The sequence below is a fragment of the Paracoccus aeridis genome (assembly GCF_004923205.2).
GTDB lineage: Bacteria > Pseudomonadota > Alphaproteobacteria > Rhodobacterales > Rhodobacteraceae > Paracoccus > Paracoccus aeridis.
Genome location: NZ_SELD02000044.1, coordinates 86995 through 113153, shown reverse-complemented (window position 1 = coordinate 113153; position 26159 = coordinate 86995). Strand labels below are relative to the sequence as shown.

General features: G+C 70.8%; 26 protein-coding genes and 2 pseudogenes. 7 read left to right on the top strand and 21 right to left on the bottom strand.

The features are described from left to right. Nucleotides 1-795: invasion associated locus B family protein (locus ELI80_RS13615; RefSeq protein WP_236641500.1), on the top strand; the 795-nt coding region annotated here is incomplete at its 5' end. Between the two features lie 79 nt (nucleotides 796-874). On the opposite strand, the gene ELI80_RS13610 is transcribed toward ELI80_RS13615, so the two are convergent. The 5 genes from ELI80_RS13610 to rpiA all read right to left on the bottom strand — a co-directional run bounded on the left by ELI80_RS13610 (nucleotide 875) and on the right by rpiA (nucleotide 7646). Continuing rightward, nucleotides 875-2506 carry a DegQ family serine endoprotease gene (locus tag ELI80_RS13610; protein ID WP_438943075.1) on the bottom strand — a complete coding sequence of 544 codons (1632 nt, stop codon included), beginning with the start codon at nucleotides 2504-2506 and terminating at the stop codon, nucleotides 875-877. 211 nt (nucleotides 2507-2717) lie between these two features. Beyond that, a complete protein-coding gene (hflC, locus tag ELI80_RS13605) occupies nucleotides 2718-3821 on the bottom strand; it encodes a protease modulator HflC (RefSeq protein WP_136652490.1) in 1104 nt (367 codons plus the stop codon). Further along, complete coding sequence (gene hflK, locus ELI80_RS13600) at nucleotides 3821-5248, bottom strand: FtsH protease activity modulator HflK (RefSeq protein WP_136652489.1); 1428 nt, start codon at nucleotides 5246-5248, stop codon at nucleotides 3821-3823. The genes hflC and hflK overlap by 1 nt, the downstream gene beginning before the upstream one ends. Nucleotides 5249-5403: 155 nt before the next feature. Beyond that, complete coding sequence (gene gorA, locus ELI80_RS13595) at nucleotides 5404-6804, bottom strand: glutathione-disulfide reductase (RefSeq protein ID WP_136652488.1); 1401 nt, start codon at nucleotides 6802-6804, stop codon at nucleotides 5404-5406. Then, entirely contained in the window at nucleotides 6801-7646 is an 846-nt protein-coding gene (gene rpiA, locus ELI80_RS13590; protein WP_136652487.1) for a ribose-5-phosphate isomerase RpiA, read from the bottom strand. The genes gorA and rpiA overlap by 4 nt, the downstream gene beginning before the upstream one ends. Nucleotides 7647-7847: 201 nt before the next feature. Between rpiA and ELI80_RS13585 the strand changes: the two genes are divergently transcribed. From ELI80_RS13585 to ELI80_RS13575, 3 genes are read left to right on the top strand one after another with little or no spacing between them, the layout of a single operon-like run. Continuing rightward, nucleotides 7848-9050, top strand: coding sequence for a bifunctional 2-C-methyl-D-erythritol 4-phosphate cytidylyltransferase/2-C-methyl-D-erythritol 2,4-cyclodiphosphate synthase (locus ELI80_RS13585; RefSeq protein WP_136652486.1), 1203 nt, complete (start codon nucleotides 7848-7850; stop codon nucleotides 9048-9050). Between the two features lie 3 nt (nucleotides 9051-9053). Beyond that, complete coding sequence (locus ELI80_RS13580; RefSeq protein ID WP_136652485.1) at nucleotides 9054-9557, top strand: phosphatidylglycerophosphatase A family protein; 504 nt, start codon at nucleotides 9054-9056, stop codon at nucleotides 9555-9557. Between the two features lie 12 nt (nucleotides 9558-9569). Then, nucleotides 9570-10076, top strand: coding sequence for a CinA family protein (locus ELI80_RS13575; RefSeq protein ID WP_136652484.1), 507 nt, complete (start codon nucleotides 9570-9572; stop codon nucleotides 10074-10076). Here the strand turns inward: ELI80_RS13575 and ELI80_RS13570 are convergent. The 5 genes and pseudogenes from ELI80_RS13570 to ELI80_RS13550 all read right to left on the bottom strand — a co-directional run bounded on the left by ELI80_RS13570 (nucleotide 10058) and on the right by ELI80_RS13550 (nucleotide 13932). Then, on the bottom strand, nucleotides 10058-11104 hold the full coding sequence (locus tag ELI80_RS13570; protein WP_136652483.1) for a threonine aldolase family protein: 1047 nt from the start codon (nucleotides 11102-11104) through the stop codon (nucleotides 10058-10060). The two genes, ELI80_RS13575 and ELI80_RS13570, sit on opposite strands and share 19 nt — an antisense overlap. Next, nucleotides 11101-11541 carry a YcgN family cysteine cluster protein gene (locus tag ELI80_RS13565; RefSeq protein WP_136652482.1) on the bottom strand — a complete coding sequence of 147 codons (441 nt, stop codon included), beginning with the start codon at nucleotides 11539-11541 and terminating at the stop codon, nucleotides 11101-11103. Before ELI80_RS13565 ends, ELI80_RS13570 begins: the two co-directional genes overlap by 4 nt. Continuing rightward, nucleotides 11541-12479, bottom strand: coding sequence for a bifunctional riboflavin kinase/FAD synthetase (locus ELI80_RS13560; protein ID WP_136652499.1), 939 nt, complete (start codon nucleotides 12477-12479; stop codon nucleotides 11541-11543). Before ELI80_RS13560 ends, ELI80_RS13565 begins: the two co-directional genes overlap by 1 nt. A 76-nt stretch (nucleotides 12480-12555) precedes the next feature. Further along, nucleotides 12556-12681, bottom strand: a pseudogene (locus ELI80_RS13555) ((R)-hydratase); the annotation flags it as partial. 66 nt (nucleotides 12682-12747) lie between these two features. Continuing rightward, the gene (locus tag ELI80_RS13550; RefSeq protein ID WP_136652481.1) at nucleotides 12748-13932 is read right to left on the bottom strand and encodes an MFS transporter; all 1185 of its coding nucleotides are present in this window, start codon (nucleotides 13930-13932) and stop codon (nucleotides 12748-12750) included. Between the two features lie 90 nt (nucleotides 13933-14022). Here ELI80_RS13550 and ELI80_RS13545 point away from each other — a divergent pair, with 90 nt between their 5' ends. Beyond that, nucleotides 14023-14961 carry a GlxA family transcriptional regulator gene (locus ELI80_RS13545; RefSeq protein ID WP_136652480.1) on the top strand — a complete coding sequence of 313 codons (939 nt, stop codon included), beginning with the start codon at nucleotides 14023-14025 and terminating at the stop codon, nucleotides 14959-14961. A 22-nt stretch (nucleotides 14962-14983) separates the two neighbouring features. On the opposite strand, the pseudogene ELI80_RS13540 reads toward ELI80_RS13545, so the two are convergent. From ELI80_RS13540 to ELI80_RS13520, 6 genes and pseudogenes are all read right to left on the bottom strand, one after another. Next, nucleotides 14984-15609: pseudogene (locus tag ELI80_RS13540) on the bottom strand (substrate-binding domain-containing protein). A 323-nt stretch (nucleotides 15610-15932) separates the two neighbouring features. Next, a complete protein-coding gene (locus ELI80_RS13535) occupies nucleotides 15933-16703 on the bottom strand; it encodes an anti-sigma factor family protein (RefSeq protein WP_136652479.1) in 771 nt (256 codons plus the stop codon). Beyond that, nucleotides 16700-17233 carry an RNA polymerase sigma factor gene (locus tag ELI80_RS13530; protein WP_136652478.1) on the bottom strand — a complete coding sequence of 178 codons (534 nt, stop codon included), beginning with the start codon at nucleotides 17231-17233 and terminating at the stop codon, nucleotides 16700-16702. Before ELI80_RS13530 ends, ELI80_RS13535 begins: the two co-directional genes overlap by 4 nt. Before the next feature lie 70 nt (nucleotides 17234-17303). After that, the gene (locus ELI80_RS16470) at nucleotides 17304-17591 is read right to left on the bottom strand and encodes a hypothetical protein (protein ID WP_236641499.1); all 288 of its coding nucleotides are present in this window, start codon (nucleotides 17589-17591) and stop codon (nucleotides 17304-17306) included. Beyond that, complete coding sequence (locus tag ELI80_RS13525) at nucleotides 17527-18726, bottom strand: YVTN family beta-propeller repeat protein (RefSeq protein ID WP_236641498.1); 1200 nt, start codon at nucleotides 18724-18726, stop codon at nucleotides 17527-17529. Before ELI80_RS13525 ends, ELI80_RS16470 begins: the two co-directional genes overlap by 65 nt. A gap of 19 nt (nucleotides 18727-18745) precedes the next feature. After that, on the bottom strand, nucleotides 18746-19198 hold the full coding sequence (locus ELI80_RS13520; protein WP_236641497.1) for a DUF305 domain-containing protein: 453 nt from the start codon (nucleotides 19196-19198) through the stop codon (nucleotides 18746-18748). Nucleotides 19199-19331: 133 nt separating this feature from the next. On the opposite strand from ELI80_RS13520, the gene ELI80_RS13515 reads away from it, so the two are divergent. After that, entirely contained in the window at nucleotides 19332-20147 is an 816-nt protein-coding gene (locus tag ELI80_RS13515) for a DJ-1/PfpI family protein (RefSeq protein WP_136652477.1), read from the top strand. 372 nt (nucleotides 20148-20519) lie between these two features. Here ELI80_RS13515 and ELI80_RS13510 read toward each other — a convergent pair whose 3' ends face one another. Further along, entirely contained in the window at nucleotides 20520-21158 is a 639-nt protein-coding gene (locus ELI80_RS13510; RefSeq protein ID WP_236641496.1) for a LysE family translocator, read from the bottom strand. Nucleotides 21159-21264: 106 nt separating this feature from the next. On the opposite strand from ELI80_RS13510, the gene ELI80_RS13505 reads away from it, so the two are divergent. Then, a complete protein-coding gene (locus ELI80_RS13505; protein ID WP_161596480.1) occupies nucleotides 21265-22626 on the top strand; it encodes an aminotransferase-like domain-containing protein in 1362 nt (453 codons plus the stop codon). A gap of 75 nt (nucleotides 22627-22701) precedes the next feature. Here ELI80_RS13505 and ELI80_RS13500 read toward each other — a convergent pair whose 3' ends face one another. The 4 genes from ELI80_RS13500 to ELI80_RS13485 form a co-directional block, all read right to left on the bottom strand. Further along, nucleotides 22702-23565 carry a TIGR01459 family HAD-type hydrolase gene (locus tag ELI80_RS13500; RefSeq protein ID WP_136652475.1) on the bottom strand — a complete coding sequence of 288 codons (864 nt, stop codon included), beginning with the start codon at nucleotides 23563-23565 and terminating at the stop codon, nucleotides 22702-22704. 124 nt (nucleotides 23566-23689) lie between these two features. Continuing rightward, complete coding sequence (locus ELI80_RS13495; RefSeq protein WP_136652474.1) at nucleotides 23690-24610, bottom strand: manganese-dependent inorganic pyrophosphatase; 921 nt, start codon at nucleotides 24608-24610, stop codon at nucleotides 23690-23692. A gap of 142 nt (nucleotides 24611-24752) precedes the next feature. After that, entirely contained in the window at nucleotides 24753-25100 is a 348-nt protein-coding gene (locus ELI80_RS13490) for a nuclear transport factor 2 family protein (protein WP_136652473.1), read from the bottom strand. Beyond that, nucleotides 25097-26131 carry a TraB/GumN family protein gene (locus ELI80_RS13485; RefSeq protein WP_136652472.1) on the bottom strand — a complete coding sequence of 345 codons (1035 nt, stop codon included), beginning with the start codon at nucleotides 26129-26131 and terminating at the stop codon, nucleotides 25097-25099. The genes ELI80_RS13490 and ELI80_RS13485 overlap by 4 nt, the downstream gene beginning before the upstream one ends. Nucleotides 26132-26159: the final 28 nt, after the last annotated feature.

Here is a 26159-nt window from a genome sequence, read left to right as displayed (position 1 = left end):
GCACCCGACGCGCCCGCCCCCGACGCCGCCGCGCCCGCGGCGCCCGCCCCGGCCGACGCGTCCCCCGCCGACGCCCCTGCGGCCGACGCCGCCCCGGCTGACACCGCTCCGGCCGACGCCGCTCCGGCAGAAACCGCTCCTGCGCCGACTCCCGCCGCGACGGATGGCACCGGCACCATCGCCCCGGCCACGGAGGCTGCACCCGCCGCAGGTGCCCCCGACAGCGCCGCCGCCGCGCCCGCGGGCGAGCCGCCGGCCGGAACCTTCTACAGCAAGTCCACCCATACCGACTGGACCGTGCGCTGCATGAAGACGCCCGACGGCAACGACCCGTGCGAGCTTTACCAGCTGATGAAGGACGACCAGGGATCGGCCGTGGCCGAGATTTCCGTCATCCCCTACACCGGCGAGGCGGTCGCGATCATGAACTTCGTGGCGCCGCTGGAAACCGACCTCAGCACCGGGCTGGGCCTGCAGATCGACGGCGGCAAGGCGGCGAAGTACCCGTTCATGGTGTGCGCCCCGATCGGCTGCATTTCCCGCATCGGGATCAGCCAGGGCGAGCTTGACGGGCTGAAGCGCGGCTCGTCGGCGGTGGTGACGCTGGTGCCGTTCGGGGCCAACCCGGCCGAGAACTCGGTCAAGGTCAACATGTCGCTGAAGGGCTTCACCGCCGGCTTCGACGCCGTGACCGCGGCGCAGGCGGCCGCCCCCGCGCCTGCCGCCGGCGCTGCCGCCCCTGCAGCCTCCGCGGCTGACGCTGCCCCAGCCCCGGCGCCCGCCCCGGCGAACTGATCGAGAAGCTGGTCGCGCAGACACGGAAAGGGGGCCGACCGGCCCCCTTTCTTCGTTCAAGCCGCCGGATGGCGCAGGGTCACTCCGACCCGTTTCCGATCGGCAGCGCCACGAAGCGCGGGTCGCCGCCGCGGCGGATCAGCAGCAGGACGGAGTTGCGGCCCGCTTCCCTCGCCTCGTCGATCCGTGCCTCCAGGTCGGCCAGGGTCTGCACCGGCTGCTGGCCCGCCTCGGTGATGACGTCGCCCGGGTTCAGCCCGCGCTCGGCCGCCGCGCTCGACGGATCGACGGACTGGATGACCAGCCCCGTGGTCCCCTCGGGCGTGTCCAACTGCGACCCGATCTCGGGCGTCAGGGGCGTCACGCTCAAGCCCAGCACGTTTTCCGGCGAGGCCTCGCCGCCGCGCTGGTTCGAGCCGCTTGCACCGGCTTCCGCCGTCTCGCGCCGGCCCAGCGTCACCTCGAGGTCCTGTTCCGCGCCGTCGCGCAGGACGGTCAGGGTCACGGCCTCGCCCACGGGGGCGTTCGCCACGCGGCGCGTCAGGTCGCGGGAATCCGCGACCTCCTGGCCCTCGAACCGGATGATGACGTCCCCGGGCTCGATCCCGCCGTCGAGCGCCGGGCCCGCGGGCACGTCGGTCACGAGCGCGCCGGTCTCGTTGTCGCGGCCAAGCGATTCGGCGATCTCGGGGCTGAGATCCTGGATCATCACGCCCAGCCAGCCGCGGCGGGTCTCGCCGAACTCCTCCAGCTGCCGGACCACGTCGCCGACGACGTTTGACGCCATCGAGAACCCGATCCCGATCGACCCGCCGGTGGGCGACAGGATCGCGGTGTTCACGCCGATGACCTCGCCCTGCAGGTTGAACAGCGGCCCGCCCGAGTTGCCGCGGTTGATCGCGGCGTCGGTCTGGATGAAGTCGTCATAGGCCCCGGTCAGCGCCCGGCTTTTCGCCGAGACGATGCCGGTGGTCGCGGAAAAGCCCTGCCCCAGCGGGTTGCCGAGCGCCAGCACCCAGTCACCCACCCGCGCGTCATCGCTGTTGCCGAAGGCCACGAAGGGCAGCGGCTTCGGAGCCTCGACCTTGAGCACGGCGATGTCGGTGTTCTCGTCGGTGCCGATCACCTTCGCAGCCAGCCGTCCGCCCGAATAGAACTCCACCTCGATCTCGTCCGCGCCGTCGATGACGTGGTTGTTCGTGACGATCAGCCCGTCCGACGACACCACGAATCCCGACCCCAGCGCCGTCGAGCGCTGCTCGCGGGGCGCGCCGAAGGGCGACTGCCCCGGTCCCTGCCCGGGAAAGCCGAAGTCGCGGAACAGGTCACCGAACGGGCTGCCTTCCGGGAAGGCGGGACCGCCCTGCGTGGGACGCGACACAACGGCGGTGGTGGTGATGTTGACGACGGCGGGGCTGACCTGCGTCACGAGGTCGGCGAAGCTCTGCGGCATCACGTTGCCGGGCGGAAGCGTCACCGGCGCGTTCAGCGGCTGGTTCTCGTTCGCGGCCTCGGGGATTTCGCCGGTCCGGGGCGCGTCCGGGGTGATGGTGGTCTGGGGCGGAGTGACGGGCTGGCCGGATTCGGCGCGGGGCGGATCGGTGTCGCCGGGCGCGGGCGCAGCCTGCTGGGCCATCGCCATCGGTCCGAGCGCCAGGGAAACTGCAAGTGCCGAAGCGGTCAGCCGGAAGCGGTTCGTTAGGCTTTTCATTCGGTTCTCCAAGACAGGTGCCGCGTCGGTGCGGCCGTTGAACCCGTCGGCGTGAAGATAGCCCGCCGCAGGCGGTTGACCAGCGGACCGCGCAACCTTGTGAATGCGTGTGGCCGGGCCGGTGTCAGGTAACGAAAAAGGGACCGCCCGGGTCCCTTCTCCGTGGTCGATTTTGTCCGGCGCGCTCGTTCGGGCGCACCGCCGGTCGCCATCAGGCGGGCGGCAGCTGCAGCGGGACGGTCTGCAGGTCGGGTTGCGGAACGGCCGCAGCCGGTGCCGCGTCGGATGCGGTCACGCTGTCCGGCTGCGGCGACGCGGCCGCCGCAGCGGCGGCTTCCGGCGCGGCGGCCGGCCGTGGCGCCGCCGCTTCCGGGGTGCCCGGCGCGGCCGGGTCGGCGCCCGCCCCCGCCGCCGCACCCGCAGTCGGACCGGCAGGCGCCCCGGCCGGCGCGGCGTCGTTGAGGTAGCTGAAGAACTCTCCGTCGGGGCGCAGCACGATCGAGCTGTTCGCCGACTGCAGCGCCCGGTCATAAGCCTGCATCGACCGCGTGAACGAAAAGAACTCGGTATCGCGCCCGAAGGCGTCGGCGTAGATCGCGTTCCGCTGCGCGTCGGCCTCGCCGCGGACGACCTCGGCCTGGGCGCGCGCCTGCGAGGTCAGCTCGACCACCGTGCGGTCGGCGGTAGCGCGGATCCGCTGCGCCGCCTCGCCGCCGCGCGCGCGTTCGTCAGCGGCCTCGCGTTCGCGTTCCGCACGCATCCGGGCGTAGGTCGCGTTCAGGTTCTGCTCGGGCAGGTCGGTCCGGGTCAGCCGCACGTCGATGATGTTGACGCCCAGCGACTTCGCCTCTTCGCGGGCAAGGTCGCGGATGCGGTTCATCAGCGGCGTCCGGTCTTCGGACAGGACCGTCGTGGACGGGACCGCGCCCAGCACGGCGCGGATCGCGTTCGTGAGGATCCCTTCAAGCCGGCTCTGCGCCTGGTCGATGCCGCCCCTGCCGACCGCGCGGCGGAACTGCACGACGTCCACGATCTGCCAGCGCGCGAACGCGTCGACCACCAGCCGGCGGTCGTCGAGCGGCGTGATCTCCATCGGGTCGGTCTGGAGCCCGAGGATCCGGGCGTCGTAGGTCACGACCTGGTCGATGATCGGCATCTTGAGGCCAAGGCCCGGCTCCTCGCGGACGAGGATCACCTCGCCGAAGCGCGTCACCAGCGCCTTTTCACGCACGTCCACGATATAGACCGACGCCGTCACCAGGATCGCGACAAGGATCACCGCCGGCAGCGCCAGCATGGAAAGAACGCGCGTCATCAGTTACCCCCGCCGGTGATGTTGCTGGTCGTCGCGCCGGGCGCGCTGTTGGTCGTGCCGGGCACGCCGGTTGCCGCGCCGGGCACGGTGGCCGTGGGCCGGCCCGTCAGGTTCGGCGCGGGCTGCGCCGCCGCGGCCCCGCTGCCCGACCGGCGCAGCTGGTCAAGCGGCAGGTAGGGCACGACGCCCTGCCCTCCCGCCTCGCCGCCCTGGTCGAGGATCACCTTGTCCACGCGGCCGAGCACCCGTTCCATCGTCTCCAGGTACATCCGCTTGCGGGTGACGTCGGGCGCCTTGGCGTATTCCTCGTAGATGGAGTTGAACCGCGCGGCCTCGCCCTGCGCGGTGTTCACCGCCTCGGCGCGATAGGCCTCGGCCTGCTCGACCAGCGCGGCGGACTGGCCCCGCGCCTCGGCAAGGACCCGGTTCGCGTAGGCGTCGGCTTCCTTGGTCAGGCGGTCGCGTTCCTGCTGCGCCGCCTGCACGTCGCGGAAGCTGTCGATCACGTCCTGCGGCGGGTCGGCGCGGTCGAGGTTCACGCGCAGCACGCTGATCCCCGACTGGTAGATGTCGAGCGTCTGCTGGATCTGCTGGGCCGCGTCGGTGGCGATGGTGCCGCGGTCGCGGTTCAGGATCGGCGACAGCTCGCTGCGCGCGACGATGTCGCGCATGGCCGATTCCGCGACGGCGCGGATCGTGCCCTCGGGGTCGGCGAGGTTGAACAGGTATTTCTCGGGGTCCGAGACGTTCCACACGACCTGGTATTCCATGTCCACGATGTTCTGGTCGCGGGTCAGCATCAGCCCGGTGTCCATCGCATCCTGGCCGGTCCCGATCTCGGTCACCCGCTCGCCCGTGACGGGGACGACCTGGTAGGTCACGAAGGGCCAGGGCGCGAAGTTCAGGCCTGGCTCGCCGACCTGGTAGGGGCTGCCGAACAGCAGCTCGACCGAGCGTTCCTCGGTGTTGACGGTGTAGAAGCTGCCGAGCACCCAGAGCGCCGCGGCGCCCAGGCCGAAGATGCCCCACGTCGAACGGTTGATCGAACGCCCGGACAGGCCGGGGCGGCGCGGGCCGCCGTTCTGGCCGTTCCCCGGTCCGCCGTTCGGGCCGCGCCCGCCCATCAGCACGCGCAGCCGGTCCTGGCCCTTGCGGACGAGGTTGTCGATCTCGTTGCCGCGGGGCGCGCCGGGACGGCCGGGACCGGGACGGGGCGCGCCGTTCGGCTGGCCGGGCTGGCCCCAGGGACGGGGCGGCTGCGCCGGCGGCTGCTGGGTCGGGGGCGACGGCTGTGACACGGGCCGCGGCGGCGTGTGCCTGGGGCGGTCACGATCGCCGCCGCCGTTCCCCTGCCCGTTGCCCGCGTTGCCAGCTTCCCTGTCCTTGTCGTCCCCGCTTCCGCCGCCCCAGGGTCCCTGACTTGCCATCCTTACCGCCTTGTCCTGACTGTATGTTCGTTCTTGCTTGCTGGTCTGTAACTGGTGCGCGGGCGCCCGAAGTCAAGGCGCGCGGCGATCACGCGTCCTCACGACGCGCCCGACCCGACCGCCTGCCCACACCGCGCACCCCGACCACGACCTTGTCAGGCCGCCTGCTCGTCGGCGGCCGCGCGGTGGCTCGGGCCGCCGCGCCGCACCGGCATCCGCATCGTCACCAGCTCTTCGGCGAGCGTCGGGTGGACCGCGACGGTCAGGTCGAAGTCCTCCTTGGTGGCGCCCATGCCGATGGCCACGGCGGCAAGCTGGATCATCTCGCCCGCCTCGGGGGCGAAGATGTGGCAGCCCAGCACCTTGCGGGTTTGCTCGCACACGATGAGCTTGGTCATCGCCTTCAGCTGCGATCCCGCGAACAGCGACCGCATGGGTCGGAAGGTGGCGGCATAGACCTCGATGTCGCCCTTCTCCTCTGCCTCCTCCTCGGTCAGGCCGACGCTCGCGAGTTCATGCGGGCGGGTGTAGACGGCGCTGGCGACGATCGCGTGATCGACGTGGCGGGGGTGGTTGCCGAACATCGTGTCGGCGAAGGCGTGGCCTTCGCGGATCGCCACCGGCGTCAGGTTCACGCGGTCGGTCACGTCGCCCACGGCGAAGATCGACGGCACGCTGGTCTGCGACCATTTGTCCACCACGATCTCGCCCCGCCTGCCCAGGCTGACGCCCGCGTTCTCAACCCCGAGGTCGCCGGTATAGGGGTGCCGCCCCGTCGCAAGCATCACCGCGTCGTAGCGTTCGGACGTGCCGTCCCCGAAGGTCGCGCGGACGCCGCCCCCGTCGCGGTCCAGCCGCTGCAGCTGCACGTCAAGCCGCATCGTGACGCCGATCTGTTCCAGCTGGTGCGTCACCAGCTCGCGCCCCTGCCTGTCGAAGCCGCGCAGCACGAGGTCGCCGCGATGGGTCAGCGTCGTGTCGCAGCCCAGGCCCTTGAGGATCGTCGCGAACTCGCAGGCGATGAAGCCGCCGCCCACGACCAGCACCCTGCCGGGCAGGCTGTCCATCTCGAACAGGTCGTCCGAGATCATCGCGAGCTCGTCGCCCGGAATGCCGGGCCGCGTCGGGCGGCCGCCCACGGCGATCAGGATGTGGGCCGCGGTCTTCAGCGTGCCGTCGGCAAGCTGGACCGTGTGCGGGTCGCGGATGCGGGCGCGCTGGTGGTGGATGTCGACCCCGGCGGTGACAAGCCCGCCCTGGTAGATCCCTTCCAGCCGCGACAACTCCTCGTGCAGCTTCGCGCGGAACGCCGGCCAGTCGAACCGCCCCGCCTCGACCTGCCAGCCATAGGCGCGCGCTTCCTCGATAGCGTGGGGCGCCTCGGATGCGAAGATCATCAGCTTCTTGGGCACGCAGCCCCGGATGACGCAGGTGCCGCCGAGCCGGCTTTCCTCGGCCAGCGCCACGCGGGCACCGTGCTGGCTTGCCGCGATCCGGGCCGCGCGGACGCCGCCCGATCCCCCGCCGATGACGAAAAGGTCGTAGTCGAAGCTCATGCCGCTTCCTCCCGGGTCAGTTCGATGACGGAGCCGTCAGGGCTTCCGATGAGCGCAAGGCTGCACATGTCCAGAAACAGCCCGTGCTCGACCACGCCGGGGATGGCCGCCAGCCCGGCGGCCAGGCGCGCGGGGTCATGGATCAGGTCCAGCGACAGGTCGAGGATGACGTTGTTCTCGTCCGTCCGCAGCACCCGGCCGTCGCGCTGGCGCAGCAGCATCGGGCGATGGCTCAGGTCCATCCGGTCCAGCAGGCGCTGGATGTGGACGCGCGTGGTTTCCAGCCCGAAGGGAACCACCTCGACCGGCAGGTGGAATGCGCCCAGCGTTTCCACGACCTTCAGCGGATCGGCGATCACGACCATCCGGTCGGACGCGGCGGCGACGATCTTCTCGCGCAGATGCGCGCCGCCGCCCCCCTTGATGAGATTGAGGTCGGGGTCGATCTCGTCCGCCCCGTCCAGCGTCAGGTCGAGCCAGCCGATCTGGTCCAGCTCCTCGATCCTGAGGCCGAGATGTTCGGCCAGGTCGCAGGTCGCGCGCGACGTCGCGGCGCAGCGCAGGTTCAGCCCTTCGGCGCGGACCCGCTGCGCCAGCCGCCGGACCATGAACACCGCCGTGGACCCGGTGCCGAGGCCGAGCCGCATCCCGTCCTCGACCAGCGCCACGGCGGCGCGCGCGGCCGCGTCCTTGGCGAGATCGGACGGGGTCTGGACCAGCGGGGCCTCGCCGGACGTGTCGCGGGCCGGGGTTTGCTGGCCAGGGGTTTGCTGGCCCGGGGTTTGCTGGCCAAGGGTTTCCCGGCCAGAGGTATCCCGGCCGGACGGGCTTGGGTCGGACATGGGGGCTCCTCTGGGACGGTGAACTTCGTGCTCGCCGTCATATAGGCCACATCGCCGCCGGGTTCGAGGGGCCTGCGCCCGTCGTGCCGTCCCGTCCCCCCGGCGGCCGCGCGCGCGGCGCCCCGGCGGCCGCGCGCGCGGCGTGCAGGGCCCGCGGTCGCAAGATTGCAGATGACGCGGCCTTGCCTTAACCATCGGCCGATGACCCTGACCCCGTCCAGCACCGCGCCCCTCACCCCGCCGCCGGCTGCGCCGTTCGAGCTTGCCGTCCTGATTACCGCCGCCGGCCGGGGCACGCGCGCGGGCGGGGGCGATCCGAAGCAGTGGCGCGCCCTTTCGGGCCGGTCGGTCCTCGCGCGCGCCATCGACGCCTTCGCGGGCGTGGGCCGGGTCGTCCTGATCGTCCACCCCGACGACATGGTCCGCGCCGTGGGCGAGTTCGGCGGGCGCGCGACGCTGGTCGAAGGCGGCGAGACACGCTCGGACAGCGTCCGCGCCGGGCTGGAACTGCTGGACGGATCCGGCGTGACCCACGTCCTGATCCACGACGGCGCCCGCCCGCTGGTCTCGCCGGACGTGATCGCCGGCGTGGTCGAGGCGTTGCGCGGCGGGGCCGGCGCCGCCGCCCCTGCCCTGCCCGTCACCGACGCGCTCTGGACCGGCGCGGGCGACCGCGTCACCGGCTTCCGCGACCGCGACGGGCTGTTCCGCGCCCAGACGCCGCAGGGCTTCCGGCTGGATGCGATCCTCGCCGCCCACCGCGCGGCACCGGAAGGCGCGGCGGACGACGTGGAGCTTGCGCACCGCGCGGGGATCGCCGTGGCGATCACGTCGGGCTCCGAGGACAACATCAAGCTGACCTGGCCCGGCGACTTCGCGCGGGCCGAGGCGATCCTGCGCGGGCAGGACGGAAAGGATGCGGGAATGGATGTGCGGCTCGGGAACGGCTACGACGTCCACGCCTTCGGGCCGGGCGACCATGTCTGGCTGTGCGGCGTGAAGGTCGCGCACGACGCGGGCCTCGTCGGCCATTCCGATGCCGACGTGGGGATGCACGCGTTGACCGATGCGATCTACGGCGCGCTGGCCCAGGGCGACATCGGCCGCCACTTCCCGCCCAGCGACCCGCAGTGGAAGGGCGCGCCGAGCGAGATCTTCCTGCGCCACGCCGCCGACCTTGCCCGCGCGCAGGGCTTCCGCATCGGCAACGCCGACGTGACGCTGGTCTGCGAGCAGCCCAAGGTCGGGCCTCACGCAGGCGCGATGCAGGCGCGGCTGGCCGGGATCATGGGCGTCGATCCGACCCGCGTCAGCGTCAAGGCGACCACCTCCGAACGGCTGGGGTTCACCGGCCGCAAGGAAGGCATCGCGGCGCTCGCCACTGCCACGCTCATCAAGGACTGACAGATGCACAGGCAGATCGCGACGTTGTTCGGCATCGGCTGGCTGCGGCCCGCGCCGGGAACCTGGGCCTCGGCCGCGACGGTGGCGGCGGGCTACGCACTGCACCGGATCGGGCATTTCCCGCTGGTCGCGCTCGCCACGCTCGTGGTCCTCGGGGTCGGGTTCTGGGCCATCGTCGGCTACACGCGCGGCATGGCCCCGGGCGACCGCCACGGCATCGACCGCCCCGAGATCGTGGTGGACGAGGCGGCGGGGCAGCTGATCGCGCTTTGCGCCACGTCCGCCGGCTTCTGGTTCGCGGGCCTGCCGCGCGAGGTGATCCCGTGGCCGGGCATCGTCGCCCCGTTCCTGTTCTTCCGGCTGTTCGACATCTGGAAGCCGTGGCTCGTCGGGCGCGCGGATGCGCGCAAGGACGCCGCCGGCGTGCTGCTGGACGACGTCTGGGCCGGGATCTTCGCAGCCGCCGCCTCGATCGCGGCTGCGGGCGTGTCGCACGGCTTGATGTGAGGGGCTGACGGTATGGACGACAAACCTGCCGAGGACCTGAAGGCGCTTGCGGAAGCGGTGCTGAAGGCCGCGACCGACAGGGGCGTGATGCTCGCGACCGCCGAAAGCTGCACCGGGGGGCTGCTGTCGGCGGCGCTCAGTGACATTCCCGGCTGCTCGGGCGCGCTGGACCGCGGCTTCATCACCTATTCCAACCGCGCCAAGACCGAGATGCTGGGCGTGGGCGAACACACGCTGGACGCCCACGGCGCCGTCAGCCCCGAGGTCGCGGCGGAAATGGCCGCGGGCGCGCGCGACCGCTCGGACGCGGGGATCGCCGTGTCCGTCACCGGCATCGCCGGTCCGGGCGGGTCCGAGCACAAGCCCGAGGGCCGGGTCTGCTTCGGCATCGCCGACGCGGACGGCGTGCGGACCGAAACGGTGGAGTTCGGGCCCCTGGGACGCGACGGCGTCCGCCGGGGCGCGGCGGCGCACGCGCTGAAGATGATGTTGGCGGCGCTTCAGCCCGCGAAGGACTGAACCGCCTCCTCGAACGCGCGCAGTTCTTCGCCGGTCGTGGCCCAGCTCGTCACCAGACGGATCGTGCCGCGGTGGGCATCGTCGCCCGCGTCCGGCCAGTCGGCCGCGCGCAACCCCCGCGCGCGCAGATGCGCCACGAGCGCGCGGGGCGCCCGGACGAACAGCTCGTTCGCCTCGACCGGCTGCAGCCGCTCCAGCCCCGCGCGGTCCACGATCGCGGCAAGCTCCGCCGCCATCGCGTTGCCGTGACGGGCCAGTTGCAGCCACAGCTCGCCATCCAGCCAGGCGATCATCTGCGCGGCGAGGAAGCGGTGCTTGGACCACAGATGCCCCGCCCGCATCCGCCGGAAGGCGAAGTCGCGGGCGCGGGCCGGATCGAAGAACACCACCGCCTCCAGCGCCATGCAGCCGTTCTTGGTGCCGCCGAGCGACAGCGCATCCGCGCCCGCGCAATGCGTGAGATCGGCGGGCGCCGCCCCGGTCGCGGCGACCGCGTTCGCGAACCGCGCCCCGTCCACGTGCAGCGCCATGCCCGCGCCGCGCACGATGCCCGCAAGCTCCGCCACGTCGGCGGGCGAATAGAGGGTGCCCCATTCGGTCGCGTTCGTCACCGACAGGACTGCGTTCCGCCCGTCGTGCTCGTCGACCTGCGGATAGTCGAACAGCCGCGCCCTGAGCGCCTGGGGCGAGATACGCCCGTCCGCCCCGTCGATCAGCGCCAGCTGCGCGCCGCCCGCCATGAACGCGGGCGCGCCGGACTCGCTCGTCTCGATGTGCGCCGTGCGGTGGCAGAAGATCCGGCCCCAGGGCGGGCAAAGCTGCGCCAGCGCCAGCGCATTCGCCCCGGTGCCGGTGCCCAGCAGGAACACCTCGGCGCCGGGCGCGTCGAACACCTCGCGCACCCTCGCCGCCGCCCGCGCGGTCAGGTCGTCGCGGCCATAGGACGACGCGTGCCCTTCGTTCGCGGCGGCGAGCGCCGCCATGATCCGGGGGTGGACCCCCGATGCGTTGTCCGATCCGAAATTCACGAAAGATCCTCGATCACGTACTGGTCCCAATCATCCTCGCTGACGTCCAGTTCGCTGACCGTGCGCCCCTGCACCGACATGCCGGCGCGGTGGATCGCGTCGCGGTCCCCGGAAATCAGGTGGTGCCACGGATAAAGCGGCTTGCCCTCGGCCCGCAGCCGATAGGCGCAGGTCGCCGGCAGCCACCAGGAAATCTCTTGCAGCATCTCGGGCGTGAGGACGATGCAGTCGGGCACGAAGTCGTGCCGGTTGGGGTAGCTGGAACACTGGCAGGTCTGCCCGTCGAGCAGGCGGCAGGCGACGCGGGTGAAGTCGAGGCTGCCGTCGTCCTCGTATTCGATCTTGTTCAGGCAGCACTTGCCGCAGCCGTCGCAGAGCGATTCCCACTCGGCCGCCGACAGCTCGGCCAGCGGCAGTTCCCAGAACCTGCGTTCCATCAGCCGAGCGCCGCCCGCGCGTCCGCCTCGTCCCGCCGCATCTGCGCGACGAGGTCGTCGAGGGCGCTCGCGCCCTCGAACTTCATCTCGGGCCGCAGGTATTCGACCAGCGCCACGGAAAGCTGCGCGTCGTAGAGGTCGCCCGCGAAGTCGAACAGATGGGTTTCCAGGTTCGGGGCGTTGTCGCCGAACATCGGCCTGACGCCGAGGCTCGCGACCCCGCGATAGCTGCCCCGGTGGGGCCCGGTCATCACGTCGACCAGCACCGCGTAGACGCCGAGCTTCGGCAGCACCCGCCCCGCGACCGACATGTTCGCGGTCGGATAGCCCAGCTCGCGCCCGCGCTTCTCGCCATGCAGCACCGGCCCCTCGATCCGGTGCCAGTGGCCCAGCATCCGCTCGGCATCGCGCGGACGCCCCGCGGCCAGCGCCTCGCGGATGGCGGTCGAGCTTGCGGGCTCGTCGCCGGGCAGGCCGCTCATCGGGACGGCGGTGACGCCGAAGCCGAAGCGCCGCCCCAGGTCGGCCAGCATCGCCGCGTCCCCAGCCCGCTTGTGGCCGAAGCGGAAGTCGGCGCCGACCGCGACATGGACCACGCCCAGGCCCTGTGCCAGCACGTCGCGGGCGAACGCCTCGGGCGCGAGGCCGGCGAGAAGCGGGCCGAACGGCAGCTCGAACAGGTGCGACACGCCCAGGCGCGCCAGCCGGTTCGCGCGCGCGGTCGCGTCCATCAGCCGGAACGGCGGGCTGTCGGGCGAGAAGACCTCGCGGGGATGCGGCTCGAACGTGACGACGCCGAGCGGCGCGTCGGGCCGGGCGTTACGCGCCGCGTCAAGGACGGCGCGGTGGCCCAGGTGGATGCCGTCGAAGTTGCCCATCGCCACCGACGCGCCGCGCGCCGACGCGGGAACGCCCGTCCAGTCGCGGTGGATGTGCATCGGCGGGTTCTGCATGGGCGATCGGGTCCGGCGTGCGAAGGAAGGCTGGCGGGCGGGCCGGCGATGGCGGAACAGGTCAGCCGAGCTTGCGGCTCGGCGCCAGGACCAGAGCCTCGCCCTTGAGCACGACCGTATTGCCGACCCACGCGCCGGTGGCAAGGGTAACGCGCCGCCTGGCCGTGTCGATCCCATCGACCGTGACCCTTTGCCCTTTCTCGGATTGCATCACCTCAGAGGTGATCTCCGACAAGACGACGAAACTGTCCGGTCACCGTGGCGTGGTACCGACGGCCGCGAGGTCTGACGGGCCCCGGCGCCCGTCGCGGCTGGCTGCAACCACCACGGCGCAGCACGTCAGCATGACGAGCGCCGCCCACCCGACATGCGACGCGGCGCCTTGTGCCAGGATCCAGCCCCCTGTCGCCGACCCTATTGCCTGCCCGACATAGATCACCGAGGTGTTCAGCGCGACCGAAGCGCCAGTCAGGTCCGGCGCCTCGCGGTTCAGTCGGGCCTGCTGCATCGCGTTGCCCCATGCGAAGCCGCATCCCAGCAGCGCGACAGCCACGGCCATCGCGCCAGTCTCACCTGCGCCGACGCTCCACAGGATCGCCCCGGCCAGCGTCGAGGTCAGCGCGAGCACGAAGGCAGGTCGAGGCGCGATCTTCGTGACCATCCGCGCGGCGACGACGCTGCCCAGCAGGCTTGCGCCGCCGAAAAGGCCGAAGAACAGGCCTGCGACATGTGGACCGGCACCAGTCAGGGCGGCCAGCAGCGGTGCGAGGTACAGGAAGATCGTCAGCTGCCCGGCGGTGAACAGCAGCGACGCCAGCAGGACCTTCAAGAGCGGCCGGCTGCGCAGGACCGACAGGAACCCAGCCAGCACCAGACGGGGCGGCGACACCCGGCCGGGCAGCGCCAGCGCCACGAGCATCGCGGCGACCATGGCCCCGGCGCCCACGGACCAGAACACGGCCCGCCACCCCGCCCATGCCGAAAGCCATGTCACGATCGGCAGCCCGGCCGCGAAGGAAAGCGACCACCCCAGAAAGACCGTCGCGATCGCCGCGGGGCGCGCGTTTTCCGGCACCATCTCCGCGATGGTCGCCGCCGCCTGTGGGGTGAACACCGCCGCGAAGGCGAGCTGCACAAGCCGCGCCGCCACGACGGTGCCGTAGTCGGGGGCCAGCGCCGAGGCGATCTGCCCGGCCGCGACGATCATCAGCGCGCCGGACAACAGCCACCGGCGCGGGATGCCCGCAGTGGCCCAGGCCATCAGCGGCGCGCCGAGGCACAGGACGATGGCTCCGTATGTGACCAGCCGGCCCGCATCCTCGATCCCGACGGAAAGTCCCTCGGCCAAGGGGGCCAGCATCCCGGCAGGGGCGAGGATCGCGAGGCCGGTGATGAAGTTGCCGGCGAGCAGTACCAGCTTGGCGAACGAGTGGCTCACGGTGCTCTCCTGTTTCCTTCGCGCGCAATTAGAGACACAAGGTGAAAGGCTGAAATGACGCTTTTCCCTCGAATCAGGACAGATGCACCGATGACCAGTGACGTCACCTTCCTGATCCACGACGGCTTCCAGATCCTGGACCTCGCCGGCCCGATGGCGGCCTTCCAGATGGCAGGGCGCATCGCCCGGACAGAGCCCTACAGGCTGCAAGTCAGCGCGCCGGGAGGCGGCGTGATCTCCAGCTCCGCCGGCGTCAGCGTGGCGGCGGAAGCGGCTCCACCTGTGCGAGGAGGGACGCTGATCGTCGTCGGCGGCACGGCGCCCGGTCCCGCATCGCCGGACCTGCAGCGGAGCCTCGGCGACGCACTTGCCGCGTCCGGGCGCATCGCCAGCGTCTGCACCGGGGCCTTCCTGCTGGCCGAGGCCGGCGCGCTGGACGGCCGGCGGGCGACGACGCACTGGAAATACGCGCCGCTGCTGCAGCGGCAATATCCGCGCATCCGGGTCGAGGCCGATCGGATCTTCGTGCGCGACGGCGATACCTGGACCTCGGCCGGGATCAGCGCCGGGATCGACATGGCGCTGGCGATGATAGAGGCCGACCTCGGGCCCGCCATCGCGCGTGAGACGGCGCAGATGCTGGTCGTCTATCACCGCCGTCCGGGCGGTCAGAGCCAGTTCTCGGCCATGCTGGAGATGCAGCCCGACAGCGACCGCATGGCGCGGGTGCTGGTCCATGCGCGCGAAAATCTTGCCGGCGATCTGTCGGTCGAACGGCTGGCCGAGGTCGCCTGCCTCAGCCCGCGCCAGTTCGCCAGGGCGTTCCGCCAGTCCACCGGCGAAACCCCCGCCAAGGCGGTCGAACGCCTCCGGGCCGAAGCCGCCCGCGAACTGGTAGAGAAGGGGTGCCAGCCGATCGAAGGGATCGCCGGAGCTGTCGGCTTCGGCGACCCCGAGCGGATGCGCCGGGCGTTCGTGCGCATCTACGGCCAGCCGCCGCAGGCGCTGCGGCGGCTGGAGAGAAGATAGCCTTGGGCGCGCCGCGGCGCGGTCAGCGCACCCAGCCCTCGGTCTTCATCAGCGCCTGCGCCTTTTCGGTAATAAGGAAGTCGAGGAACTGCCTTGCCTCGGGGTCGGCGTCGGGCGCCATCGAGACGTTCACATCCCGCCATATGGTGCGGTCGGGCTGCAGGGCCACGGCCTCCAGCACATCGGAATTGGTGACGGTCCAGTCGGGCCAGGTGATCCACGCATCCGCGTCCATTTCCCTAACGCCTTGAAGCTGGCGCCCGAGCCGTGGGGGAAGGCCACGATATTGCGGCGCATGGCGCGGATGTCGTCCAGCTTGCCGAGGCGGCCCGCGACGTCCTCCCACACGCCGGTGCCCGAGGTGTTGGCGACGCCCGCGCCCTCGGTCACGACGATCCGAACGCCGTCCGCCAGAAGGTCATCGAAACCCCTGATGCCCTTGGGATTGCCCTTCTTCACGGCAATGGTGGCCGGGCGGATGTAGACCGGCTCGACCTGTTCGGACTTGAAGCTGCGGTAGGTTTCCAGGAACGCCGTCATCGACTGTTCGGAGGTGCCCCAGATGATGTCGGCATCGGCCTGCGCCTTGGCCGACCAGGTCTTTTCGGGGCCTGCGGTGATCTCGACCTTCTTGCCGGTCTCGGCCATCCAGGCGTCGGCGACCTTCTGGAAGGCGGTGTGCGGCCCGCCGGCACCGTAGAGGCGGACGATACCGTCGGGCGCGGCGCGCTGGATGGCGGGGTCGTAAAGCCCGCTTTCCTGGCCGAGGGCGGGCGCGGCCAGCAGGCTGGCGGCGAAAAGGGCGATGGGCGAAAGCCGCATGCGGACACTCCTGTCTTGGATACCGGCCCCGGTGGGGCAAGGCTGGGGGCTGGCCCACGCGGGGGCCATGATCGGGGTCATGGCGGGCGCATCCGCGCCCCGGCCATGGACAGTTGACGCAGGCCGGGGCGGATTATTCCCGCCGCGCGTCAGGAGGCCAGCGCGACCTGCCGGCGGACCTCGTCAGCAATGGGATGCAGGCGGTCGGGATCGAGGGGGCCGACAAGGCTGTAGCCCATTCCGGCGGCGGTCCAGCTCCACCCGGCGACATCGCCTTGCGTGTTGGGCACCATCCGCTGGCCGTGATCGCCGGCCATCGGCCGCGTCAGCATCACCAGCCGGATGCCGCGGTCGTCGTCATACATCACCATCAGCCCGGCGCCGTGGGACGTCGGCACGATCCGCCCGCCCATCAGCCGAAAGCCGGCCGGGGCAAGGTCGGGGATTTCCGGCGGCTGGGGCATGTGCGCGCCGGACCAGGCCCGCAGCGCATCAAGGTCGTCGGCCCGCATCTCGACCGGCTGGATGAGGTCGGGCGAATAGACGGCAAAGCTGTCGGCGGCCTCGCGCGCCAGCGCGGCGATCCCGTCGGCGGCGGGCGAGGGGTGCAGCGCCCACCCGCCGATCCCGCCCAGCGACACCAGCGCCAGCGCGGCGGCAAGATTGCGCAGCCACGCCCCCCGCGCCGAGGCCGCAGGCCGGGCGATATGCGCAAGGTTCAGCCGCGAGGGCAGCGGCTCGTCCGCGACCGGGTCGAGCGCGGCGCGCAGCGCGCCCCGCTGCGCGGCGTAATCCTGCATCCGCGCCGCCAGGTCGGGATGCGCCGCCAGATAGGCCGCAACCTCGGCCCGCCGCGCGTCGTCCAGCTGGCCGTCGATATCGGCGTGCAGTTCATCGTCGGTGATGGGGCGCCGGGTCATGGAATACTCCGCAAATTGGGGCGCGGGCGGTTTGCCGGCGTGCCGATGCCGCGCTCGTTCAGGATGGCGCGCAGACGCTCGCGCCCGCGCGACAGGCGCGACATCACGGTCCCCATCGGCACGCCCAGCACCCGCGACGCCTCGGCATAGCTCATGTCCTCGACCGAGATCAGCAGCAGCACGCTGCGCTGATCGTCGGGCAGAAGCGCCAGCGCGGCAAGGATGTCGTGCTGCGCCAGCCCGTCCTCCTGCGTGGGGCGGGTGGCGAGGGCACCGGCGGCATCCTCGACCGGGACCGCGATGCCGCGCCGGGCCCGCTGGCGCATCTGGGTGACGGCGACGTTGTGCAGGATGGTGAACACCCACGGGCGCGGGTTGCCGTCGCGGCGGCGGTGCCAGTTGGCGACCACGCGTTCCAGGCAGTCCTGCACCGCGTCGTCGGCGGCCGCCGGATCGCGCAGCAATCCCCTCGCGTAGCGGCGCAGCGCGGGGATCATGGGCTGCACTTCTGCCATGAGGTCGCCGTTCATGACGGGGTCGCCCCGGCGCAGGCGCGCGCGTCCGGTGCCGAGGCGCCGGGGGCGGGGCGGCGCGCCCGGGTCATTCGACCTGGGCCTGCACGATCTCGCCCGGCCCGTCCTCGCCCTGCCGGGCGATGACCAGATCACGGCGGGCGGCGTCACCGTTCCCGCTGACCAGCTGGCGGATCGGCCCGACCGCGTTCACCACGGCCGCGCCGGCGGGATTGGACTTGAACCGCGCCAGCGGCTCCAGCGGACCCGAGCCGTCGGGACTGGCAGACAGCGCCAGAACATAGGGCTGCTTAGGTTGCAGCCCGCCGACACCGGCCTGCATGACCTGCAGCAGGCCCTGGTCGAACAGCGTCACGCTGGTGGTCGTCCGGCCCTTGCCGCCGGGCGCCGCCAGCCGCAGGTTCGTGGCGCCCGTGGTGTCGTCCAGGGCCACAAGGTTGTCCGTTCCCGCCCCCCTCGGCGACGGCATCGGGGACATAGACCAGCGCCTGCGGCGCCTGCCCGATCGGGACATTGGCCACCACCTTCTGCGCGGCGGTGTCGATCACGGCCAGCTGATCGTCATTCTCCAGCCCGACATAGATGCGCGAGCCGTCGGCCGAGGGCCACAGCCCATACGGCAGGTTCCCGACCGGGATCGACGCGATTTGCTCGAAACTGGCAGTATCGAACACCTTGACCGTGTTCTCGACCCCGACCGTGACATAGGCCAGCTGTCCCTTGTCGGTCTGCGCGAAGTTGACGTGGTTGGTCAGCGGGCCGGTCTCCATGGTCCTGATGACGTCGAAGGGCGGGCGGGCGTCGAACACCTGCACCTTGCCCACATCCTTCATTGTCAGCCAGACCTGCCTGCCGTCCGGGGTGGCGGCGATGTTGGGGCAGAACGGGCTGGCCTGCTCGACCCGCCCGACGATCTGGTGATCGGCGGTCGAGACGACCACCGTCTCGGGGTTGAACGACGAGCAGATGTAGCCGTAGGCCCCGTCGGGCGAAAAGATCGTCATCCCCGGTCCCGCGGGAACCTGGATGCGGGTCTTTTCCTGATAGCTGGCCGCGTCGATGACCGAGACGTAATCCTCGCCCCGCACGGTGACCCACAGCTCGCTGCCGTCCGGGGTGTAGAACGCCTCGTGCGGCGAGCGGCCCAGATAGGTCGTGTGCCGCACGCTGTTGGTCGCCGTGTCGATGAAGCTTACCGAGTTCGACCCGATCGACACCACGGCGATGGTCTTGCCGTCGGGGGCAAAGCCCATGCCGTGGACAAGCACCTGCCCCTTGTAGAGGGGGCTGAGGCTGCTGGGCTGCGGATCGCCGAGGCGGATCATCCCCACCAGCGTGTTGGTCGAGGGGTCGGTGACGGACACCGTGTTCGAGAACTGCTCGGCCGCATAGACGCGGTCGCGGCTGCTGATGGGCCGGTCGGCGGCCTGCGCCGCGGCCGAGGTCAGCAGGCCCGCCAGCACGGAAAGGAAGGCAACGCGGTTGGTCATGGCTGTGGTCCTTGTGGGGTCAGTTGCCGGTCTGCAGAACCGCAGCCTGGGTCGGAACCGGGGCAGAGGCCGGCGCAGGATTGCCGATCGCCATGTGCATCGCGGCGATCTCCTGGATCTGCTCGACGATGATCTCCTGCGCGATGCGCTGCAGGATCGGGTCGCTGCCGTGGCGCAGATAGGCCTTGGCCATGTCGACCGCGCCCTGATGGTGCGGGATCATCATCAGCGCGAAGTCGCGGTCGATGTCGCCGCTGGCCTTGATGGTCATGTCGGTCATCATGCGGACCATGGCCTCGTCGTTTTCCAGCAGGAACGGGCGCTCATGGTCCGGGGCGCCGGTGGCGGTGTCGTGGCCGACCGGCGCGTGGGTGTGGTCGGCCAGTGCGCCGCCGGCCCCCGTCAGCGCCGCGGCAAGCGCGAGGCCGGCGGCAAGGGTTGCGGTGGTCGTGGTCATCAGGCGGCGGGTCATGCCGTCATCCTCCGGGGTGCGTGATGCTGTCCGGGGTTGACGGCCGCGCGGGCCGGTTATTCCGCAGCGCCGCGGAATAAATCGGTCCTCTTTCCCGTCTGCAGGACTGTCCATCGTGCGAAAGGGAAACCCGATGTCCGCCAATCTCGACCGGCGCAGTATGCTGGCCCTTGCCTCTCTCGCGGCTGCCGGTGCCGCCCTGCCCGCGGGCGCACAGCAGGTTCCCGCAGACCACATGCGGCACATGACCAGCGTGCCCGAGGGGGCGCCCAAGGTAGGCCTGCTGACCTTTCCCAACATGGTCGCCCTGGACCTGATCGGACCGCTGACCGTGTTCCGTATCCTGCGGTGCGAGACCCACCTCGTCTGGAAAGACCTGACGCCGTGCCCGACCGACGCCGGCATCGCGGTCGCGCCCGACATGACCTTCGACGACTGCCCGGCCGATCTGGACGTCCTGTTCGTTCCCGGCGGCACCATCGGCACCACGGCCTGCATGACCGACCCGGAGGTGCTGGACTTCGTCGCCGACCGCGGTACCCGCGCCAGATGGGTCACGAGCGTGTGCACCGGCAGCCTGGTCCTGGCGGCCGCCGGCCTGCTGCGGGGCTACGACGCGACCTCGTACTGGGCGGTGGCCGATCTTCTGCCGCTGATGGGCGCGCGCCACGTGCCCGGCCGCGTGGTCCGCGACCGCAACCGCCTGACCGGCGGCGGCGTGACGGCGGGCATCGACTTCGGCCTGACCCTCGCCGCGGAAATGATGGGCGAGGAGGCCGCGCGCCGGGTCCAGCTGGTGCTTGAATACGCCCCGGAGCCACCGTTCCGGAACGGCACGCCCGAGGAGGCCGGCCCCGAGCGCACGGCCGCGATGAAGGCCGCGCGCGCCGGGATGGACGATGCGGCCCGAAGGGCGGCAATGGCGGCGGGTCGCCGGCTGGGCCTGTAGGCAGCGGCGGGCGGGTGCGGGCGCGCATACCCGCGCCCCCTTCCCGGCATGACCAAAGCGGCGTCATGCCCCTCCCTGCCTCGCGTCATCGCCAAGGCTTGGAAAGGTTGATCGTCGCCTTGATCCCGTCGCGGTGTAAAAGGGCAGCGCCCGCCAGATCGATAATGAAAATGGCGTCCGACAAGCGCGGAATGGCTGCGATCGATATATCGGTCCACGCGGCTGATGGAGATAGCGAAGCCTTCCAGCATTCCCGATGGGCAATCCTGCACGGAATGGACCTGGCGGCATATCCAATTCTCGCGGCATGATGCGCCAGCTGTTGGGAGGAGGCAGACACAACAGTCGGCAATCGTGCTGCTGGTCGGCCCCTCATGCCTTGTCTGCGAAGGCAGACCAGATCATCGTTGTCCCGAAAACCAGAAACACGATGCCTGTCAGCATCCGCCCCAGCCGCGCGTGGCCGGGCTTGCGCAGCAGCCGCCCAACCTGCCGCGCGCCGAGCGCGTAGCCACCAAGAACGAGGAACTTGACCATCACGAAGGTCAGTACCATCAGGACGAGCACGTCCTTGCCGCTGCCGGCTGGAACGAACTGGGGGAACAGCGCGGCGAAGAACAGGACTGCCTTGGGATTGCTGATGCCGACGCCAAACGATCGCAGCCACAGTCCCAGATCATTCTTTTCGGAAGGCCGGGCCGAGGTCGCTGCAACTTCCATGGGCGGTGCAGGCCGCAAGTAGTTCCATCCCAGCCACAGCACGTAAGCGGCCCCTGCGACGCGCAGCGCAAGAAAAGCAGCGGGATGGCTTGCAAGAAGGCCCGCCAGTCCGGTGATCGAGAGCGAAGCGAGCAACGCGATCGCCACAAGATCGCCGCTGAGGGCGAAGAGTGCGCGAAACCGCCCCATCGACAAGGCATTGTTCACGAGGAAAAGGGTGGATGGGCCGGGCGTTGCAACCTGGGCCGCACTGACAAGGACGAAGCCGAGATAGGAGGATAGTTCCATCATGCACCAGACCGGACAAGGCCGCGCGAGGCGTTTCTGAGGCCAGCGATGATCCTTGATGCGGCAAGGCGCACCTCGTATCAATCGAACTATTGTACCGAGTACAAGAATGGTCAGACCTGAATACCTCAAGCATGCCGATCGTCTGGCGGACGAAATCGTCAGCGAACGCCTCGGTCCAGGCCACCGTCTTCCCCCGCTGCGGCAGTTCGCGTTCGCCGAGGGCATCGCCTTCTCGACAGCGACGCGCGTCTATACGGAACTTGCACGCCGCGGCCTCGTGTCAGGCGAGGTCGGACGCGGCACTTTTGTCCGGGCCGCCCCGCATCGCCCCGCCCTGAGTGAACCGGATCGCCCGGAAATCATCGACCTGGAATTCAATTCGACGGTGGTCGCCCGTGCCGATGCCGATGTGCTGTCGAATGCGTTGAAACGGCTCGCCTCCGACCCGGCCTTTGCTGCCGCGTCGGCCGCTGCCGGACCCGGCAGGACCTGGTTTCGCAGTGACCTGTTGGCCGCCCACCTGTCGCGCCCGGACTGGACGATCCCGCCCGAACATCTGCTCTGCGCCGGCGGTGGCCGGCAGGCGATCGCCGCCGCCTTCGCCGCCTTGGGCAGGCCCGGCGCGGGGGTCGGGCTGGAAGCCATCACCTATCCGATGGCGAAGGTGGCCGCCCGGCGGCTGGGCTTGTCGACCGTGCCGCTTGCCGTGGATGATGAGGGCGTTCTTCCGGATGCGGTGGAAAGGGCATTCAACGACGCCGGCATCGGGATGATCTATATGCAACCGACGCTGCACAATCCCCTGGGTACGACGATGACAGAGGCGCGGCGCCGGCAGATTGCGGATGTCCTTGTCTGCAAAGGCATCGTCGCGGTCGAGGACGGCGTCTACGGATTTCTGGCACCCGACGCCCCGCCGCCGGTCGCGGCCTTTGCGCCCGACAATGTCATCTTAATCGACAGCTTCTCCAAGCGCGGCTTCTCGGGCGCATCTGCGGGCTTTCTGGTTGCAGCCTCGATCAACCTGCGGCGCCGGTTGTCGGTGAGCCTTCGCTCAGGCGCCTGGCTTCCCGCCCCGATCAACCTGGCCCTGCTTTCCGCGATCCTCGAGGCGGGTTCCCTGCCGGAAATCGAGCAGCGCAAGAGGCAGGGGGCCAAAGCCCGGCAGGCGGTCCTTCGATCGGAACTTGCCGGATGGGATGTGCGGGCGGACGCGCGCAGCTGTCACGCCTGGCTTCACCTCCCTCCCCGCTGGCGCAGCGATCTGTTCTGCAGCGCGGCGATGCAAGCCGGCGTCGCCGTCACGCCGGGGGCGAACTTCGCCGTTCAGCCCGGCTTCGCGCCGGATGCGGTACGGCTGGCTTTCTCGGCCGTCGGTAGTGACTGTCTTCGTGTTGCGCTCGGCCGGCTGCGCACGATCCTGCTCAGCAGACCAGGGGAATGGCGACAAGCGGACCCGGTTCCATGAGCGAGGCTGTCGGCGTAACCGCCTTTCATGCGCGCGCAAAACGGCCCGCAACCATGACGCGGCCGCCCGGATGGATCAGCGCAGCCGCCCCATCGCGTAGGCGGGCGCCTGTCCCTCGGCCGCGAGCCAGGCGGACAGCAGGTCCTCGGCCGGGTTTTCCACGTCGTGGCCCAGGTGTTCGGCGGCGAGGCCGCCCGTGATGAACAGCGTGTCGAGCCCCTGCCGCCGTCCGCCCTCGACATCGGTCGCGACGCCGTCGCCGATGCAGAGGATCCGTGCGTCAGCGGCCAGCCCCAGGTGCCGCCGCGCGAGATCGTAGATCGGGGCGTGCGGCTTGCCGTAATACAGCGCCGTGCCCCCGATCTGTTCATAAAGCTGCGCGAGCGCGCCGGCGCAGTAGATCCGCGTCTCGCCCACGTCCACGACGATGTCGGGGTTCGCGCACAGCATCTTCAGCCCGCGCGCGGCGGCCCGTTCCAGCACCTCGCGATAATGCTCGGGCGTCTCGGTCGCCTCGTCGAAGGGGCCGGTGGCGACGATCCCCTCGGCGTCCTCGAAGGCCACCCGCTCGATGCCCTCGGCGCGGGGATCGTCGGTGCCGGTGAAGAAGCCGAGGTCCTTCTCGGTCCCGATATGCCAGACCCGGTGCCCGACGTCGCCTGCCAGCATCGCGTCCTGCGCGGCGTCGCCCGAGGTCACGATGTCGTCCCAGGCGTCGCGCGGAACGCGCAGCCGCTCGATCTGCTCGGCGACGAAGCGCCACGGCCGCGGCGCGTTGGTCAGCAGCGCAACCCGCCCGCCCTGCCGGCGGAACGCCTGCAGCGCCGAGATCGCGGCCGGATAGGCCACGCGCCCGTTGTGGACGCATCCCCACAGGTCGCAGAAGAGGACGTCGTAGTCGCCCGAGATCTCGGATAGCGCTTTGATGATGTGCGTCACGGGCGGGACCTTCGTTCGGGCGGGATGGAGTGGCGTCGGGGCCGGCGGGCGCCGGGAGGACGGTCCGGTGGACCGCCTCGGGCAAGGCGGACGCCCGAACGCCCCCGGCATCCGGATCGGCGGATCAGGCCTGGAGGACCGGGATGATCTGCTTCTTGCGGCTGACGATCCCCGGCAGGACCACGGTGTCGCCCGCGACGGTCACGCCGAAGGACCGTTCGGCCACGCGGCGGACGTAGTCGTTCGGGACCAGCAGCGTCGCCTGCTCGTTCAGGATGTCCACGATGAACATCAGCACCTCGTGGGCGCCGTCCTCGGCCGCGACGGCCGGGATCGCCGCCATCAGCGCGGCCTTGCGGTCCAGGAGCACCTGCGGCGCGGTGGTTTCCAGCACCGAAACGCGCAGCAGGCGGCCGTCGAGCTCGTATTCCTTGCTGTCCATCCGCAGGAGCGAGGCGTCGTCGAAGGCCGAGACGTCGGATTTCGCGGTGAACATCTCGGTCGCGTAGGCGTCGATGTCGACGCCGAGCTCGCGCGCGAGGTTCTCGGCGACGAAGCGGTCGTGCGGGGTCGTGGTCGGGCTGCGGAACTGAAGCGTGTCGGACAGGATGCAGGTCAGCATCATGCCCTTCACCCATTCCGGCGCGCGGGCCATGTCGGCCTCGCCGATCAGGTCGTGCATGATGGTCGCGGTGCAGGCGAGCGGGCGGATGGTGATGTTGATCGGCAGCCGCGTCTTGAGGCCGCCTGCGAGCAGGTGGTGATCGATCACCTCCATCACCTCGGCCTCGTTGATCGAGGCGGGCAGCTCGGCCAGGTTGTTGGTGTCCACGATGACGCACCGGGCGCCCGGCTCCACGTCCGAGATCAGCTCGGGCATGTCCACGCCCCACCGGCCCAGCATCCACACCGCCTCGGTGTTGGGCGATCCCTGCAGCACGGCCTTGGCCGGGGTCTTGCGGACCTCGGTCAGGTACCACGCCCAGATGAGCGGCGAGCCGGTGGAATCTGTGTCGGGTGCCTTGTGGCCGAACACCTGGATCATGGGGGACCTTTCCGGAAAGCTGGTTCGCGCGGCTTTATAGGATCGGTCCCGGCGGTTGTCTATCGACGCGGCCGAGCGCGCGGCGCGGCGTGGCGGCGCCGCCTGCCCCGGCCGCCCGGCCTAAGGACGGCACGCGGGCAGCTTATCTGTCGCGGCGTTCCGCCTGCTGGTGCTGGACGATCTGCCAGTCGTCGCCCTGCCGCACCCAGGTCGAGGTGCAGAGCGCGGCGAAGTCCGACCCGTCCGCGCGGCGCGCGACCGCCGCGTAGCCCAGGACGATGCAGTCCTCTCCCTCGACCATGCGCCGGTCGGTCATCTGGACGCTGTCCCATGCCCCGCCCGCGTCGATCGCGGCCAGCATGTCCTCGCCCTGATACAGGCGCCCCCCGATCACCGCCACGCAGGACGGGTGCGCGCGCTGGCGCGCCTCGGCCGCGCCCATGGTCCACCACGCGGTCTCGTCGTCCCAGCGTTCCTCGGTCAGGCTCATCGTGTCGTCCCTTCGTCTTGCGCCACCCGCCGGACGGTCCAGCCGTCCCGCTCCAGCAGCCTCAGCACGCCCTGCTCGCCGGGCAGGTGCAGCGCGCCGAACGCGGCCACGACCTCCCTGCCCTTCGGCGCCGCGGCTTCCGCGGCCTTGGTCAACGGCGCGATCCAGGCGCGGTTCCGCCGGTCCATCAGCCGCTCCTGCGCCAGCGCCACCTGGCGGTCCACCTGCTCGCGGCTGAGGCCCGAGTTGGCGTAGGCGTCGTGGCGCGAAAACTCCCATAGTTCCCAAACCCGGCCGCTGAAGAAGGCGGCGGCGGTGGTGGCGGTGAAGTCGTCGGCGTGTTCCGCGCCGGGCAGCGCCGACAGGAGCATGTCGATCTCCTCGGCCGGGGTGAGGTCGGAAAACAGGCCGAACACCGTGTCGTAGGGTTCGAGCGACTTCACCGGCACGCCGGCCGCCGTCGCCACGTCGATCAGCATGAAGTCCATGCCGGCGCGCGCCGCGTCGCCCGATTTCAGCTCGGCCATCATGCAGGGCGACACCGCCAGCATCGTCGCCGCGTACCAGGGCCGCAGCCGGCTCGCCATGACGGCGGGAACGCCGCGGTCCTCCATCGCGTCGGACAGCGCGGCCCATTGCTCCTTGCCCATCCGCTCGGGCAGGGTCGCGCCGGTCGCGTCGATCATCAGCTGCGGCTCGGCGGCAAGGCGGCTCTGCAGCTGCGCCTGCGCGTCGGGCGCGGCCTCGACCAGCAGCGCGTCGGCGGCCGTGATCCGGGGCTTCAGCGCGTCCACGGCGGCGACGTGGCGATCGTCGGTGAAATGGTAGGTCCCCAGCAGCAGCATGCGGGCATCGCCCTTCCGCGCTTCCCACACCGTCCCTTCGGAGTTCGGGACCTGCGCGGCGGCGGCCGCGATCCCGGCGCGGTCGGCGGGCGACAGGTCGTCCATGAGGTTGCGTCCCGTGCACGCCGCCTGCAGACCCGCGGCGGTGGCAAGCCACAGCGCCGCGCCAAGGATCACCCGTTTCATTCCGTTCCTTTCGCCTCGCTTGCCGCCG

Excerpts from the sequence above, each read along its gene's own strand:
- rpiA (WP_136652487.1), bottom strand. The coding sequence starts at position 7,646 with ATGTCCGACCCAAGCCCGTCCGGCCGGGATACCTCTGGCCGGGAAACC.
- ELI80_RS13560 (WP_136652499.1), bottom strand. The coding sequence starts at position 12,479 with ATGCACATCCACCGCGACTGGACGGGCGTTCCCGCGTCGGCGCGCGGC.
- hflC (WP_136652490.1), bottom strand. The coding sequence starts at position 3,821 with ATGACGCGCGTTCTTTCCATGCTGGCGCTGCCGGCGGTGATCCTTGTC.
- ELI80_RS13580 (WP_136652485.1), top strand. The coding sequence starts at position 9,054 with ATGCACAGGCAGATCGCGACGTTGTTCGGCATCGGCTGGCTGCGGCCC.
- gorA (WP_136652488.1), bottom strand. The coding sequence starts at position 6,804 with ATGAGCTTCGACTACGACCTTTTCGTCATCGGCGGGGGATCGGGCGGC.
- ELI80_RS13495 (WP_136652474.1), bottom strand. The coding sequence starts at position 24,610 with ATGATCCAGGTGTTCGGCCACAAGGCACCCGACACAGATTCCACCGGC.
- ELI80_RS13565 (WP_136652482.1), bottom strand. The coding sequence starts at position 11,541 with ATGGAACGCAGGTTCTGGGAACTGCCGCTGGCCGAGCTGTCGGCGGCC.
- ELI80_RS13530 (WP_136652478.1), bottom strand. The coding sequence starts at position 17,233 with ATGAACGGCGACCTCATGGCAGAAGTGCAGCCCATGATCCCCGCGCTG.
- ELI80_RS13610 (WP_438943075.1), bottom strand. The coding sequence starts at position 2,506 with ATGAAAAGCCTAACGAACCGCTTCCGGCTGACCGCTTCGGCACTTGCA.
- ELI80_RS13585 (WP_136652486.1), top strand. The coding sequence starts at position 7,848 with ATGACCCTGACCCCGTCCAGCACCGCGCCCCTCACCCCGCCGCCGGCT.
- hflK (WP_136652489.1), bottom strand. The coding sequence starts at position 5,248 with ATGGCAAGTCAGGGACCCTGGGGCGGCGGAAGCGGGGACGACAAGGAC.
- ELI80_RS13490 (WP_136652473.1), bottom strand. The coding sequence starts at position 25,100 with ATGAGCCTGACCGAGGAACGCTGGGACGACGAGACCGCGTGGTGGACC.
- ELI80_RS13510 (WP_236641496.1), bottom strand. The coding sequence starts at position 21,158 with ATGATGGAACTATCCTCCTATCTCGGCTTCGTCCTTGTCAGTGCGGCC.
- ELI80_RS13575 (WP_136652484.1), top strand. The coding sequence starts at position 9,570 with ATGGACGACAAACCTGCCGAGGACCTGAAGGCGCTTGCGGAAGCGGTG.
- ELI80_RS13535 (WP_136652479.1), bottom strand. The coding sequence starts at position 16,703 with ATGACCCGGCGCCCCATCACCGACGATGAACTGCACGCCGATATCGAC.
- ELI80_RS13545 (WP_136652480.1), top strand. The coding sequence starts at position 14,023 with ATGACCAGTGACGTCACCTTCCTGATCCACGACGGCTTCCAGATCCTG.
- ELI80_RS13505 (WP_161596480.1), top strand. The coding sequence starts at position 21,265 with ATGGTCAGACCTGAATACCTCAAGCATGCCGATCGTCTGGCGGACGAA.
- ELI80_RS13520 (WP_236641497.1), bottom strand. The coding sequence starts at position 19,198 with ATGACCCGCCGCCTGATGACCACGACCACCGCAACCCTTGCCGCCGGC.
- ELI80_RS13485 (WP_136652472.1), bottom strand. The coding sequence starts at position 26,131 with ATGAAACGGGTGATCCTTGGCGCGGCGCTGTGGCTTGCCACCGCCGCG.
- ELI80_RS13525 (WP_236641498.1), bottom strand. The coding sequence starts at position 18,726 with ATGACCAACCGCGTTGCCTTCCTTTCCGTGCTGGCGGGCCTGCTGACC.
- ELI80_RS13515 (WP_136652477.1), top strand. The coding sequence starts at position 19,332 with ATGTCCGCCAATCTCGACCGGCGCAGTATGCTGGCCCTTGCCTCTCTC.